The sequence below is a fragment of the Providencia sp. PROV073 genome, from assembly GCF_033688125.1.
In the GTDB taxonomy this organism is placed as follows: domain Bacteria; phylum Pseudomonadota; class Gammaproteobacteria; order Enterobacterales; family Enterobacteriaceae; genus Providencia; species Providencia hangzhouensis.
Genome location: NZ_CP096353.1, coordinates 3978767 through 3992119 on the forward strand (window position 1 = coordinate 3978767; position 13353 = coordinate 3992119).

Below are 13353 nucleotides of genomic sequence, written 5' to 3' on the forward strand. Positions count from 1 at the left end.
CGGTGGCTTCATTTTTACCAATGGAATACAAACATGTCGATTAGCTCAGTCATTAAATCCTTACAAGACATCATGCGCAAAGATGCAGGTGTAGACGGTGATGCTCAACGCCTTGGGCAACTGTCTTGGCTATTATTTCTGAAAATATTTGATACTCAGGAAGAAGAGCTTGAACTCGAGCAAGACGACTACCAACTCCCGATTAACTCGCGTTACTTGTGGCGTACTTGGGCGGCAAACAGCGAGGGAATCACAGGGGATGAACTGCTCGAATTCGTTAATGACGATTTATTCCCTGCTTTAAAAAACCTGACCGCGCCTATCGATAAAAACCCACGGGGCTTTGTGGTGAAACAAGCGTTTAGCGATGCCTATAACTACATGAAAAATGGTACGCTCTTACGCCAAGTCATCAATAAGCTGAATGAAATCGACTTCAGCAACAGCACCGAACGCCACTTATTCGGTGATATCTATGAACAAATTCTACGCGACTTACAAAGCGCAGGTAACGCAGGTGAGTTCTATACTCCACGTGCGGTCACTCGCTTTATGGTCAACCGTATTGACCCGAGATTGGGTGAGTCGATTATGGACCCAGCGTGTGGCAAACGTTACATACCAAGTTTTAATCGCACACCATACATGTTTCAATGGTGACAAATTAGACTACTCTATGCTCAGAAGTAATTCCTTCCTGAACGGCATTGAGTCGTCGAAGGGGGAAATCAATGGCAAGCCTTGAGCAAATCAACTATCAGCCTCATCGAGCAGAAATATCGGACGGCTCGTTACAGTGGGCTCCACTAAAAAGAAAACCGATCAAAAATCTTCCCCAAATAGTCTGGGAAGATAATTCAACCTGGGCAGAAGCAAATCTTTGGGCCCTGGATCAGGCAACATCATCAAAACGGGATCTGAAAACCGTTCGATCCAATATGTCTCACCTGCTTGCCTACGCAAAATGGCTAGAAGCAGAGTCAATCCAATGGTGGCATTTCCCAGAGCGAGAAAGTGAGCGTTGCCTTGTTCGCTTTCGTGGAGCACTTGTTGCCGCCAGAAATAATGGTGAGCTTGCTCCAAGCACTGCTTCGCAGAGGATGGCAGCAGTCATCCGTTTCTATAAATGGACACAATCGCGTCGATTAATTTCACCAGAATGGCCAATGTGGGAGCAGCGATTTGTTGGAATCAAATTAACCAATCCGTTTGGTCTCGAACATACCATGCGAGTTGCCAGTACAGACCTTGCCATTCCCAATCGAAAGGTTGCTGGGGCCATACAGCTTGAGGATGGCCTTCTCCCAGTAACTGTTTCTGCAATGAAAGAAATTCTCGCGCTGGCAGATTGCAGCGCAACCGAAGAGCTTTCGCTAATGCTACGAATTGGCTTTTTCACAGGGTTGCGCATTGGCTCAATTACCGATCTGAAGGTTCAAACTCTTCACAACGCAACCCTGGTTCCTGAAGTCGGTTGGAAGCGATTAGCTGTTGGTCCTGGTGCTAGGCCAATGGTCTCAACCAAGTTTGGCGTTTCCGGTTCAGTGCCAATACCTGAGGAGCTTCTCGAAACACTTATTGCCTATTCCATGAGTACGAGAAGGCTGAAACGCCAAATGTTAGCGAGTCATGAAGATAGGGACCTACTATTCCTTACTCGCTATGGCAACTCGTACAGCGGAGATGATAGCCGAGCGGTTAACGTGGAAATGTCTCGTCTCCGATCATCTGGTAAAAGAGCTGGGCTGCAAGTGATGCGCGGTTTTCATTTCCATCGCACAAGAGCCACTTTTGCCACAGAGTTAATGCGCGTGGCGCTAAAGTTCATGCCAGTCGGTGATGCCATCCAGTTTGTAAGGGAGGCATGTTTGCACCGAGATGAAAGTACAACGATGAAATACATCAAGTTTATTGAAGCAAACAAAGCAATGTCAGATGCAGCGGAAGCTTTTTCGGAAGCCTTTATGGGATTGGCTAGAGGGCGTGCCAATGCATGAGTTAAATCTTACTTTCCCGGGCATGAGTCTTGGTACGCATCAAATCCCTTGGAACCTGAACATATTGCTTCATCATGGTGTTGCATGTGTACCGAGAAAAAATGCGATGGAATCGATACATCATTCCTCAGTCGATGATGTTGACGTTCTTCGAATTCCGATTGTATGCGCATTTCATGAAGCTATTTCCAGCATGATAAGTCAGGGGCGCTCTCGTTCACTTATCGAAGGCAGTCTGGAAGTGCTTTGGCGGTTCTTTGCATGCTCAGATACCAACTCATTGACTATGTCTCGAGATAAAGTGGTAACCAACTTCAAGAAATGGTCGGAATACCAGTTATATAGATCAAAAATCAAAAAGGAAGTGTCTGAAATTTACGTTTACAGACAGACTTCAAAGTTAGCCAATCTCATCGCTAGAGCCTTAAAACTTCCTGGAGCTAAGCCTGGCAGCGCACTTTTGATGCAAACAAGGATCAGAAAACCTAGCGCAAAAAAGAGCGTACTGACCAGCAGCGCAGATAAGCAAAATCTCAGCAGTACATTTGAGTTTGGTCATTGCCTGAGGTCGATCTGTGACGCCTTGGATTGTGCGACGGTCAGAGGACGGCTACCTATCCGTATTGCGCTGCAAGGCGGCAAGACCTTGGTGGTTGCAGGAAGCCTCCTTAATCCGGAAATGGATGTCGAATCTATAAAGTGCAGCACCGTCAGGAAAAATGCTGAGAAAGCCAGAGCGCCACTGATGGAGAGTGAAAGCCTTTTCGATCGGCATAAAAGATCGGGAATACTAAATCTGAGAATAGAATCTGAGCTTTTGATATTCATCGCACAAACAGGGATGAATCTGACTCAGGCATCAGCGCTTGAAAGAGAAACTTATCGTTGGAAGTCTAACGGTGACGATCTGGAGGTTTTCCGCGTATACAAGGGGAGACGCAGCGGCGAAGCTGTTTTTCGTTGCTATCGCTCTTATAAGGAACATCTCGAGCGATATTTGCAGTGGCTGAATGACACAGGGTTTGCTGAACACGATACCCGGCTTTTCCCTTTACAAAGTCGAGGCATGATTCGCGCAAAAGATTCAAAGATTGGATTCTACACATTGAAAGAATCCTTCAAGAAAATTGATGCTCGGATTTTAGGGCCACAGGAGCTGCGTAAAACCAGAGTAAACTGGCTACTCAGGCGAAGCAACGATCTCGAACTTACGGCTGAGCAAATGGCCCATGATAAGGAAGTCCTTCTCCGTGATTATGAAAGGCCACATCATCAATCAGCGACATCCGAAATAGTCCGGTTCCATGCATCAACAGATCCTGCTTATACGCCACCTGGGCCGGGTGTATGTATCGACAAAGATCGTGCCCCCGAGTCGATCAATGGTATAGCTAAAGAAGCGCCGAAACCGGACTGTACCAGCCCAGAAGGCTGTCTTTTTTGTACTAAGCATCGAGACGTTATGAGTCCTGATTATTGCTGGAAACTTGCCTCGCACGCAAAGATCAAGAGCCTGGAAGCAAACCTGTATAAACCACCGGAAAAGCAAGACATTCATCCTGCATACCGGGTTATTGAAAGAATAAACAAAAAACTTGAAGCAATAGCGTCTGGCAGCGAAATACGAGCAATGTGGGTAAGTGAATCTCAGGATTTGATTCGTGCCGGTAAATATCACCCCTATTGGAGTGGCCATATAGAGCTGATGGAGGTAATTGCATGAATTTGGCTTACTTCCCGGGATTGCAGATTGAATCGGCCTTATCAAAAGAAGATGCGCTGAATTTTAAACCTGACAGTTGGCCCCCTGCGCCGGATTTTCCTGCTGTGATAGATGCCTATGGCCATGTTGTGTCTCGATATGGTGACGTAAGATGGGATCTTTCACCTTGGTCTGGGCACACCCTCACCATTTACTTTGGGGATGGTTCTGGTCAGGGAAAAAGAGTTAGCCCTCAGAACGCGGAGTTATTGCGTAAAGTTGTAGCGTGGTGGCTTTGGGGCGAAGCGGCTATTCGTTCTGCCAAGGCATTGGTGTTTAAGTTTGAGACGATAAAACCCCTGTTTGTGGCCTGCACAGATGCCGGTATTCTGGCTACTGAGCTCTATAGATATCCCAAGGTCATCGAGAAGTTATCCGAATATTATAAGCAACGCGGAAATCGCTTGATTGAATGCCTCCATTCATTATTCATCGCACGAGAGACTTTAGGGTTTGTCTTGCTTGACGAAAGCGGAATTAAACTACTTAGCAGCGTATTAACAACGAATGATTCGACTCAGACAGCTTATATACCAGCGAGGATATGGAGTTATCAGGTTTCACGTCTTCGGGAATGCTTGGAAGACTTTCTGTTGCATCAAGAACAAGTTGAGGCCTGTTACGATTTTTGTTTGTCAGCTTATGCCAGAAATGCTGGAGGTCAGTTATCAAAATCATTTGGTGGCCTTGGCATCAATGGGCCATTTCGAAGCTCGCGTATAAGAGGAAAAAGCCGAACAGGAAGAGTTTTTTATGGTTTGTTTACAGAGACTGCAGAAGAGTTTGGTATATCGGAATTACTTGATCGCTGGGTATTGTTCAATAACGTTACTGGTATTAGATCACTTACTACTTACCTCTCTTTAATTAGCAGTGTTGGATTGGCTTATCTATTGAACTTTTCTTTGATGCGAATTGAAGAGGGCTCCAAACTTCGTGCTGATTGTTATGAGGTTGAACGTGATCAGTTAGGTGAAGATATTCACATGCTAAAAGGTGTAACAACAAAAACCATTGAGGATTCTGATGCTCGCTGGATTGTTTCACCTTCCGTTGAAATAGCTCTGAAAGCAATGAGAATCGTTGCTTTCATGCGGTCAAAGGCAGCAAGAGAGAACCCCTATTTAGAATTATCAAAGGAAGATGTCGAGAACCCAATTCTTCAATCTCTTCAGCATGAACCATGGAGCTCCAAAGCGCCTAAATCTCAATCAACCAAAAAGTACAAAAAGATTCGGTCATACGGTGACATCTCAAAAAACCTGTGGCCAAAACTCTTTGATGATAAGGAACTGACGATTACCGAAGCTGATCTGGAAATGGCCAATAGAATGACATTTGGCCTTGATCCAGAGAAGTTTGCCGTAGGCAAAGTTTGGCCTCTTGCCTGGCATCAATTACGACGCACCGGTGCTGTCAATATGCTTGCCAGTGGATTGGTGACCGAAGCGTCTCTTCAGTACCAGCTGAAACACGCCTCGCGCGCTATGAGCCAATACTACGGAAAAAACTACTACCGACTCAAAGAACCATTGAATGAGGAAGCTCGTGCCTATTACTTGCGTGAGATGTATCAATCAATGGTGCGGGAGTTTAAAGCGCTCCAATCTGATCAGTATGTTTCGCCACACGGTGAGAAGCGCAAGCAGCAGATCCTCTCTGAAATATCGGAGAAAGACCATGAGCAGTTGCTCAAGGCCGCAAAATCAGGACGGATCAGTTACCGTCAAACATTCCTTGGTGGTTGCGCCAATTCAGGCCCGCCTTGCCCGCTTGGAGGGATCAGCAATATCAGTTCCTGTATGGGATTTAGCAGCAATAAGCCATGCGCATCGGCATTGTTAGATAAAGCAAAGCTACCAATGATTAAACAGCTTAAAAACGTTATTACTATTCAGATCAGTGACGCTGCGCCAGACTCCCCTTTATATGAGTCATTACAAGCGCAATTAGAATCCGCAGAGCGAGCAATCCATGTTATCGAAAGCAATTGAACCAAGAAAAGTTAGCAAGGCCGAACTGAAATTCAGGGAGGCTTTCGAACGCCTCAAGGTGGGCAAGCCAGATATTCTGCCGAAAGGGACGCCACTCAGTCAGAACAATGTTGCCAAAGAAGCAGGGGTAGATCCTTCCGCCCTTCGCAGAGCAAGGTTCCCTGAGCTGGTTGCGGATATTCAAGCCTGGATAGAAAGCCATAAGGATGAAGCAGCGCAAAAATCGCCCAGACAGATGATGCTTGCGCAAAGATCGAGGAACCGAGATCTACTGGAAAAGGTTAAGGTGCTGGAAGAACAGCGAGATAAAGCCCTTGGGCAGTTGCTGGATGCTCAATTTCGGATACTGGAACTGACACTTGAGAACCAGCGTCTACAAGCTCAGCTACCGGCAAGTAATGTTCACTTCATTTCTAATTCGAAGAAGCCCTCATGATTAGTTGGCACAGGGCGTGGGCCTAAATCCGCTAAGAAATGAGATTTACGACCGGAATCTCCAAGGCGTCAGCGATTTGATGGATCTTTGTCAGAGTGATGTTTTGGTCACCGCGCTCTATATGCCCCATATAGCTTCTATCAATACCGGCTAAGTCAGCCAAAGCCTCCTGCGAGAGGCCTTTTTCTTTCCGTATCTTGCGAACCTTCTCACCAAAAGCGACCAGTCTTGGATCTTTCATATTTGTTCTGCCCAAAAGACAGAACTATCACCAAATGTTGGATATATCACCACGGGATATATCGCTCATTTTTGTTATTCTTAGGTAGTCTTAAATCTATCGACTGGGCTATTGGCGAGCATATGTGGAACGATAAGAAGCAAAAATATTGGGAAGCGATCCGAAATCACCCCGGAGTTAGTTATAAAAAACTTAGCAAATACAAGTTCCTACTGCAACTCGAAGGGCGGCAATGGTACTTTTGGCCCCGATCTGGGCGATACCAGCACGTGACCCAGGATGGAGGCATCTCGGAAGTGTTTATGGGAGAGCTGTCAGACTTCTATCACCGATACATGACTGGTGAACTTCAATTCCCGGAGAGTTTCGGAAAAATATGGAGCAAGACGGACGAAGAGGTTCTGTACGACATGATTGATTCTGCTTGCACTGTCCGGCAGATAGCAGTTGAACTGAAACGGCACCCGGTAAGCGTCATTAACAAGCTGGCAAAGTACCTGGACGATGACAGTATCCAGAATCGTATTACTCAAGATTTTTACGATGTCCCTGTACGGGAGCTAGTGCGGTGGGTGTAGACGAATTCTATCTCTAGGTAGCAATTCCTATTTATTCCCCCCTGACCTAGACGGCTTCTTTTGTTTGATAACGGGTAACAATATTGATCATCTGATGACAACCTTGTACTATTTCGACACTAAATCATTAACCTCAACAGAGTGCGGATAACGCAAATGAGTGAGCAAATAATGACAGTTAAGGATGTCGCATCGTATCTCAAGCTCAACGAGCGAACTGTTTACCGTATGGCTACGTCAGCGAAAATACCTGCCTTCAAAGTGGGCACATCCTGGCGTTTCAAGCGTGAAGACATCGAAAAGTGGATAGAAGAACAAAAGAATGACAGACAATAATAGGGAATTTCGGGGTGTTACTGGATAACAAAAACAGCGGCCACGTTGGTATCGAACTGAAAAAACATACCTTTTCTGGCTCCAAGCTCTCTGTTCTGTCGAGTCTATTTACCTTGTACGGTTTTGCCTCGCTGAAGCACGAGCTGAAGCAGCTGGAGTCAGCAAGGATCATTTTCAGCGAATGGGATTCGCTCAATCTGCAGAACTTGGTTGGTTCTGAATCAGAGGTTCGCCTGCTGAATCAGCTGCAACAAAAACGCATTGCCAGCGAGTTCTCGCAATGGCTGGCAAACAAGGCTGAAGTGAAAGCCAGTGTGCGGCCTCAGCCTGGGCAGAACATTATTCACCTGGGTGTACCCAAACAAACAGGCTCGCTTGAGCAAAGTTTTGTCATTAGCGGCAGTGCCACGCTCAGCCCAACCGGGCTCGGCGACGTACGCTGCGATTCGCTGCATATGAACATGGGCTTGTCTGACGCTGAGAGCACCCGGCAGCTTCTGGCGTGGTTTGATAATGTCTGGGCAGATGCACAGAGTCTTCGTGATATTAAGAATGACCTCATCGCCAAATTGGATAGCATCGCCGCCGATCAACCGGCCAGCTTTATCTATTTCCTTACGCTGTTTCATTTGTTCAAAGACTTCCTCGAAGACATCGACGAAGACAGCATCATCCGCAGTAAAACTGGCTTTAAAGATACCCTGGTCTGGAACAAACTCTACAAATTCCAGAAAGACGGTGTGCTGGGTGCAATAGACAAGCTCGAAAAGCACAACGGCTGCATCATTGCCGACAGCGTGGGTTTGGGTAAAACCTTTGAAGCCCTGGCTGTGATCAAATACTACGAACTGCGTAACGATCGGGTCCTTGTTCTATGCCCGAAAAAGCTTCGTGACAACTGGACCATGTACACGGTCAACGACAAGCGCAACCTGCTCGCAGTTGACCGTTTTAATTACGACGTACTGAACCATACCGATCTGACCCGACCGAAAGGCTACTCGGGCGAAATCAATCTGGAGACACTGAACTGGGCCAATTACGACCTGGTGGTCATCGACGAATCCCACAACTTCCGTAACACACCGAGCAAGGCGGAAGGTAAAAGCCGCTATGAGCGCCTGATGAACGATATTATCCGCTCAGGCGTCAAAACCAAGGTGCTGATGTTGTCGGCAACGCCGGTCAACAATCGCATGAACGATCTGAAAAATCAGGTCGCCTTCATTACTGAAGGTCGGGATGATGCGTTCGCCGAACAGGGTATCAAAAATATTGAATCCACCCTGCGACTTGCCCAGAAGCAGTTCAACCAATGGGTGAGCGAACCGGTCGAAAAGCGTACCACGGCGGCTTTGCTCGACATTATGAGTTTTGATTACTTCAAACTGCTCGATATCGTTACCATTGCTCGTTCCCGAAAACACATAGAAAAGTACTACGGCACCGAAGATATCGGCCGCTTCCCGACTCGCTTGCCACCGAAAAATATCTACGCCGACATCGATGCCTCCGGTGAGTTTCCGCCCTTAAAAGACGTTAACAAAACCATCAGGCGACTGTCCCTTGCGGGTTATTCTCCGCTGAAATTCGTGCGCGAAGCCAAAAAAGCCGAATATGCCCGTCGTTACGATAAAGCTGTGGGAGGTGGTAAAGGTGTATTCAAACAAGTAGACCGTGAAGAAAGCCTGATTCACCTCATGCGCGTTAATTTGCTCAAGCGTATGGAAAGCTCCATTCACTCGTTCACGCTGACGGCCACCAAGCTCGCTCAGCAGGTCGACCGACTGCTGGCCAAAATTGATGCCCACGAATCAGAAGAACTGACCGAGCTGAATATCGAGGATATTCACGACTTTGAACTGGAGTCCACTGAACTGGAAAGTTACATCGTGGGCAACAAAACCAAAGTGTTGCTGCAGGATATGGATCTGATTCGCTTCCGACAGGAACTGGAGGCTGACCGTGAATTTTTAAACCACATTGTCAAAACAGCACAAAGTGTGAATGCCGGTCGTGATGCAAAGCTGGAGCAGCTTAAACAGGCCATTGCACAAAAAGTGCGGAATCCACTCAACCCAGATAACAAAAAAGTGATCGTGTTTACTGCGTTCGCCGACACGGCGCAATACCTGTATGCCCATCTGGCGCAATGGGCGCATTCCGAATTAGGCATTCACAGTGCATTGGTGACGGGCGGCGGTACCAATAAAACCACCTTGACGGGCTTAGGTTCTGACCTCAATAACATTCTGACCGGCTTCTCGCCGGTATCCAAAGAGCGCAGCAAAGTCGACCCAACTGCCACTACCGAACTGGATTTGCTGATCGCCACCGACTGCATCAGTGAGGGTCAGAACCTGCAGGATTGCGATACGCTCATCAACTACGACATTCACTGGAACCCAGTACGCATCATTCAGCGTTTTGGCCGTATCGACCGTCTTGGCAGTAAAAACACGCAAATCCAGCTCATCAACTTTTGGCCCAACATGGAGCTGGACGAATACATCAACCTGGAAGCGCGTGTCTCCGGACGCATGGTCTTGCTGGATATCTCTGCAACCGGTGAAGAAAACGTCATTGATGAAAGCGCCAAAGACATGAATGACCTTGAATACCGGCGCAGACAACTGCAGCAACTCAAAGACGCGGTCGTCGATCTGGAAGACATGAGCGGTGGTGTATCCATTACCGACCTGACCCTCAATGATTTCCGCATGGATCTGTCAGGCTATATGAACGACAAAGCCCGCCTCACAACGCTGGAGCAAGCACCGCTAGGGCTGTATGCCGCCGTCAGTATTGACCAAGATCTGGCCGCCGATGACATTAAACCGGGCGTTATCTTCTGCCTGAAGAATATCCGCAGTGGTAAAGAAGCCGTTCAGGTCGATGATAACTACCCACTGGCACCGTACTTCCTGATCTACGTGACCGCAGATGCCGAAGGCAGCACGGTGGTTGAGCTGAATTTTACCCAAAGTAAAAAGATACTCGATCTGCTCAAGCGTGAAGCCTTTAAGCACAAAGCGCCCGATCAACTCGCTATTACTGAAGTTAACCGCATGACACGCCACGGGGGTGATATGAGCCACTTCCAGCATCTGCTGGCCGTTGCCGTCGATAGCGTTGCTGGGAAGAGCGAAGAAAAAGGCATCGAAAGCCTGTTTACCAAAGGCGGTACCGTACTGACTGCCACCTCCAGTCAGGGCATTGAAGACTTTATGGTGGTGTCGTACCTGATACTGAAAGCTGCTAGCGAAGGAGAAGGCTATGTCTGATCTGGGATTAGGCTTGCCACAATTCGAAGCCTTTCTGGAAGGCCTGAACGTGCCCAGTAGCTGTGTGCTCAATAAACCCCTGTTTAAAAAGATGTTTCAGCAGCATGCCGACCTGGATGCCAAAGACAAAAAGGCTCTGAAAGATGATGTTGATAAAATCCGCTGGCTCTACACCCTAAAGCCCAGCACCATCAATATCGCGCCTTTTTGTGACGACCTTCGTGATTATGGTGAGTTGGCGTTTCTGTATGTGGAATTAAACAATACCAAAAGTGCTGAACGAACTGGTCAGCTGATCAACCGGGCTGTACCTTACCCATTGGTGATCTTCTTTGTGAATACTGAAAGCAAAGGAACAGAAGCAACAGGCGAGCAACTGGCTATCTGCCTGGCTGACAAGCGCATAAACAAGGCAGATCAAACAAAGTGGGTCATCGAAGATTTTCAGCTATCGCCTTGGTTAGAACTCGGCAGCAAGTCTGAAAGCGAACAAGCGTTTGTTAACAGCCTGAACTTTACTGGCTTGCCACACAGTAATTTTTGGCAGTTTTACCAAGCCTTTATGTGCCGCATACAAGCGCTTCAGTGTGCTGAAATCAGTGGTCGATTTCATCTGGCAAGCGCTGAATCTGCCCAACACCAGGCAGACCAAATTAACCGTTATCGCAGTATCGAGAACGATATTAAAAAACTGCGTGCCCAGATCAAACAAGCAGAGTTCAGCCGGCAGGTTGTGTTGAATACCCAGATTAAACAGCAGGAACAGCGGCTCAAGCAGATCGCTGAAACCCTATAACCGAATTGAAATAGTAGAAGCTGAAATAAGCCGAAAACAAAAGAATTGAGAGGATACACAGTGAAAAACGTTATTCCAGAAGTGGATTCACAGAGCATGGACATAGTCGCCGACAACATCAGTAAACTCAAAGAACTGTTCCCAGAAGCTTTTAGCGAAGGCAAAGTCGACTTCGATGCGCTGAAAGAAGTGCTAGGTGACTATATCGATGGCCGTGAAGAACGCTACAGCTTCACCTGGAATGGCAAAAGCAAAGCCCGCATGCTGGCACAAACCCCAAGCACCGGCACTTTACGCCCCTGCAAAGAAGAATCCGTTGATTGGGATAACACTCAGAACCTGTTTATCGAAGGTGACAACCTCGAAGTGCTCAAGCTCCTGCAAAAGAGCTATCACAAAAAGGTCAAGATGATCTATATCGACCCTCCATATAACACGGGTAAAGACTTTGTTTATAAAGATAACTTCAAAGACAATATCAAAAACTATAAAGAGATCACCGGTCAGGTAGATGGTGAAGGAAGAAATCTATCAAATAATCCAGAGACCAGCGGACGCTATCACACGGACTGGTTAAATATGATGTATCCGCGCTTGAAGTTGGCTAGGAACCTTTTGAAAGATGATGGGGTTATATTCATATCTATCGACGATAACGAGATTGCCAATTTAAAAAAAATATGCGACGAAATCTTTGGAGAAGAAAACTGCCGTGGAATAGTTTCTAGGCCAACAGGTACGCCAAGTGGGCAAGGCTACGACATACTTGTGAATGAAATTGATTACGTTTTGGTCTATGCAAAAACATCTTCAGCTGCACTCCTAGGTCTTCCTTTCTCTAAAGAAGATGAAAAGATCTACGATCAAGAAGATCAATGGGGCAAGTATCTTACTCGATCACTTCGAAAAACAGGTGGTGAAGACCGCAGAGAAGATAGGCCCACGATGTATTACGCAATAAAGGACCCCGATGGAAACGATATATATCCAGTAGGTCCAACTGGGTATGAAAGTCGTTGGCGATGTGGTGAAGATTCGTATATCAAGCTTATTTCTGAGAATCGAATTGAATGGAAGAAGGGAGATGATGGTTGGAAGCCGTATCAGAAATTCTATTTAGAAGGAAGGCTTAAACAGCCTTCTAACCTTTGGCAGGGAATAGAGGGTAACAAAAAGGGTAGTTTGACCGTTAAGGGGTTGTTAAAAAGTAAAGTATTCGAAACTCCGAAGCCAGTTGGGCTTATTGAAAGATGTCTGCGAATATCTACCAAGTCCGATGATTTGATCCTGGATTTTTTTGCAGGTTCTTCAACAACTGCCCATGCAGTATACCAACTTAACGTAGAGGAAAGTTGCGGTCGAAAGTTTATTATGGTTCAGTTGCCCGAGGTTATTGAAAAAGATTCGCTCGCGTTTAAAGAAGGTTATAAAACCATTGCGGACCTCAGTAAGCAGCGTGTTCGACGAGCTTCCGCCAAAATCAAAGAAGAAAACCCAGATTACCAAGGCGACCTCGGTTTTAAAGTTTTCAAACTCGACTCTACCAATATCAAGCCTTGGGAGCTGGACTTTGATCTGACTGAGCAGGATCTGGAAGAGCAGATCTCCAATATCAAGCTTGATCGTAAAGAAGACGATGTGCTTTTTGAGGTGCTGCTGAAGTACGGCCTAGACCTGACCTTGCCGATTACAGAGCATAGCGTGGCGGGCCATAAGGTATTTGATATCGGCATGGGGGCGCTGATGATTTGCCTGTCAGACGACATTACCCTTGATGTCGTAGAAGGCATCGCTAAGCTCAAAGACGAACTGAAGCCAGAAATCATGCGAGTGGTATTCAAAGACGCCGGTTTTGCCGACGACGTGGTAAAAACCAATGCAGTACAGATTCTCAAACAGGCTGGTATTGAAGACGTAAGGAGCCTCTAA

10 protein-coding genes and 1 pseudogene are annotated in these 13353 nt (G+C 46.7%); 10 read left to right on the top strand and 1 reads right to left on the bottom strand.

The features are described 5' to 3' along the window. Positions 1–33 precede the first annotated feature (33 nt). From M1F17_RS18200 to M1F17_RS18220, 5 genes and pseudogenes are all read left to right on the top strand, one after another. Positions 34–609 (top strand): annotated as a pseudogene (locus M1F17_RS18200) (N-6 DNA methylase); the annotation flags it as partial. A 98-nt stretch (positions 610–707) separates the two neighbouring features. Next, positions 708–1997, top strand: a complete 1290-nt coding sequence (locus M1F17_RS18205; protein ID WP_239407500.1) for a tyrosine-type recombinase/integrase — start codon at positions 708–710, stop codon at positions 1995–1997. Next, positions 1990–3720, top strand: a complete 1731-nt coding sequence (locus M1F17_RS18210; protein ID WP_318837102.1) for a hypothetical protein — start codon at positions 1990–1992, stop codon at positions 3718–3720. The genes M1F17_RS18205 and M1F17_RS18210 overlap by 8 nt, the downstream gene beginning before the upstream one ends. Next, positions 3717–5753 carry a hypothetical protein gene (locus tag M1F17_RS18215; protein ID WP_131680569.1) on the top strand — a complete coding sequence of 679 codons (2037 nt, stop codon included), beginning with the start codon at positions 3717–3719 and terminating at the stop codon, positions 5751–5753. The genes M1F17_RS18210 and M1F17_RS18215 overlap by 4 nt, the downstream gene beginning before the upstream one ends. Then, on the top strand, positions 5734–6189 hold the full coding sequence (locus tag M1F17_RS18220; protein ID WP_131680568.1) for a hypothetical protein: 456 nt from the start codon (positions 5734–5736) through the stop codon (positions 6187–6189). Before M1F17_RS18215 ends, M1F17_RS18220 begins: the two co-directional genes overlap by 20 nt. 31 nt (positions 6190–6220) lie before the next feature. Here the strand turns inward: M1F17_RS18220 and M1F17_RS18225 are convergent, their stop codons facing one another. Then, complete coding sequence (locus M1F17_RS18225) at positions 6221–6430, bottom strand: helix-turn-helix domain-containing protein (RefSeq protein ID WP_113594272.1); 210 nt, start codon at positions 6428–6430, stop codon at positions 6221–6223. Positions 6431–6552: 122 nt separating this feature from the next. On the opposite strand from M1F17_RS18225, the gene M1F17_RS18230 reads away from it, so the two are divergent. The 5 genes from M1F17_RS18230 (at position 6553) to M1F17_RS18250 (ending at position 13353) form a co-directional block, all read left to right on the top strand. After that, entirely contained in the window at positions 6553–7008 is a 456-nt protein-coding gene (locus M1F17_RS18230; protein ID WP_207392883.1) for a hypothetical protein, read from the top strand. Positions 7009–7164: 156 nt separating this feature from the next. Continuing rightward, positions 7165–7344 (top strand): methylation-associated defense system helix-turn-helix domain-containing protein MAD1, encoded by a 180-nt coding sequence (gene mads1 / locus M1F17_RS18235; protein WP_039532421.1) that lies wholly within the window; start codon positions 7165–7167, stop codon positions 7342–7344. Between the two features lie 14 nt (positions 7345–7358). Beyond that, complete coding sequence (locus M1F17_RS18240) at positions 7359–10628, top strand: helicase-related protein (RefSeq protein ID WP_131680567.1); 3270 nt, start codon at positions 7359–7361, stop codon at positions 10626–10628. Next, positions 10621–11424 carry a DUF4391 domain-containing protein gene (locus tag M1F17_RS18245; RefSeq protein WP_131680566.1) on the top strand — a complete coding sequence of 268 codons (804 nt, stop codon included), beginning with the start codon at positions 10621–10623 and terminating at the stop codon, positions 11422–11424. The genes M1F17_RS18240 and M1F17_RS18245 overlap by 8 nt, the downstream gene beginning before the upstream one ends. Positions 11425–11484: 60 nt before the next feature. Next, the gene (locus M1F17_RS18250; RefSeq protein ID WP_131680565.1) at positions 11485–13353 is read left to right on the top strand and encodes a site-specific DNA-methyltransferase; all 1869 of its coding nucleotides are present in this window, start codon (positions 11485–11487) and stop codon (positions 13351–13353) included.

What these genes read in the sequence shown, in the direction of transcription:
- M1F17_RS18210 (WP_318837102.1), top strand. Translation starts at nt 1,990, where the DNA reads ATGCATGAGTTAAATCTTACTTTCCCGGGCATGAGTCTTGGTACGCAT.
- M1F17_RS18215 (WP_131680569.1), top strand. Translation starts at nt 3,717, where the DNA reads ATGAATTTGGCTTACTTCCCGGGATTGCAGATTGAATCGGCCTTATCA.
- M1F17_RS18220 (WP_131680568.1), top strand. Translation starts at nt 5,734, where the DNA reads ATGTTATCGAAAGCAATTGAACCAAGAAAAGTTAGCAAGGCCGAACTG.
- M1F17_RS18225 (WP_113594272.1), bottom strand. Translation starts at nt 6,430, where the DNA reads ATGAAAGATCCAAGACTGGTCGCTTTTGGTGAGAAGGTTCGCAAGATA.
- M1F17_RS18230 (WP_207392883.1), top strand. Translation starts at nt 6,553, where the DNA reads ATGTGGAACGATAAGAAGCAAAAATATTGGGAAGCGATCCGAAATCAC.
- mads1 (WP_039532421.1), top strand. Translation starts at nt 7,165, where the DNA reads ATGAGTGAGCAAATAATGACAGTTAAGGATGTCGCATCGTATCTCAAG.
- M1F17_RS18245 (WP_131680566.1), top strand. Translation starts at nt 10,621, where the DNA reads ATGTCTGATCTGGGATTAGGCTTGCCACAATTCGAAGCCTTTCTGGAA.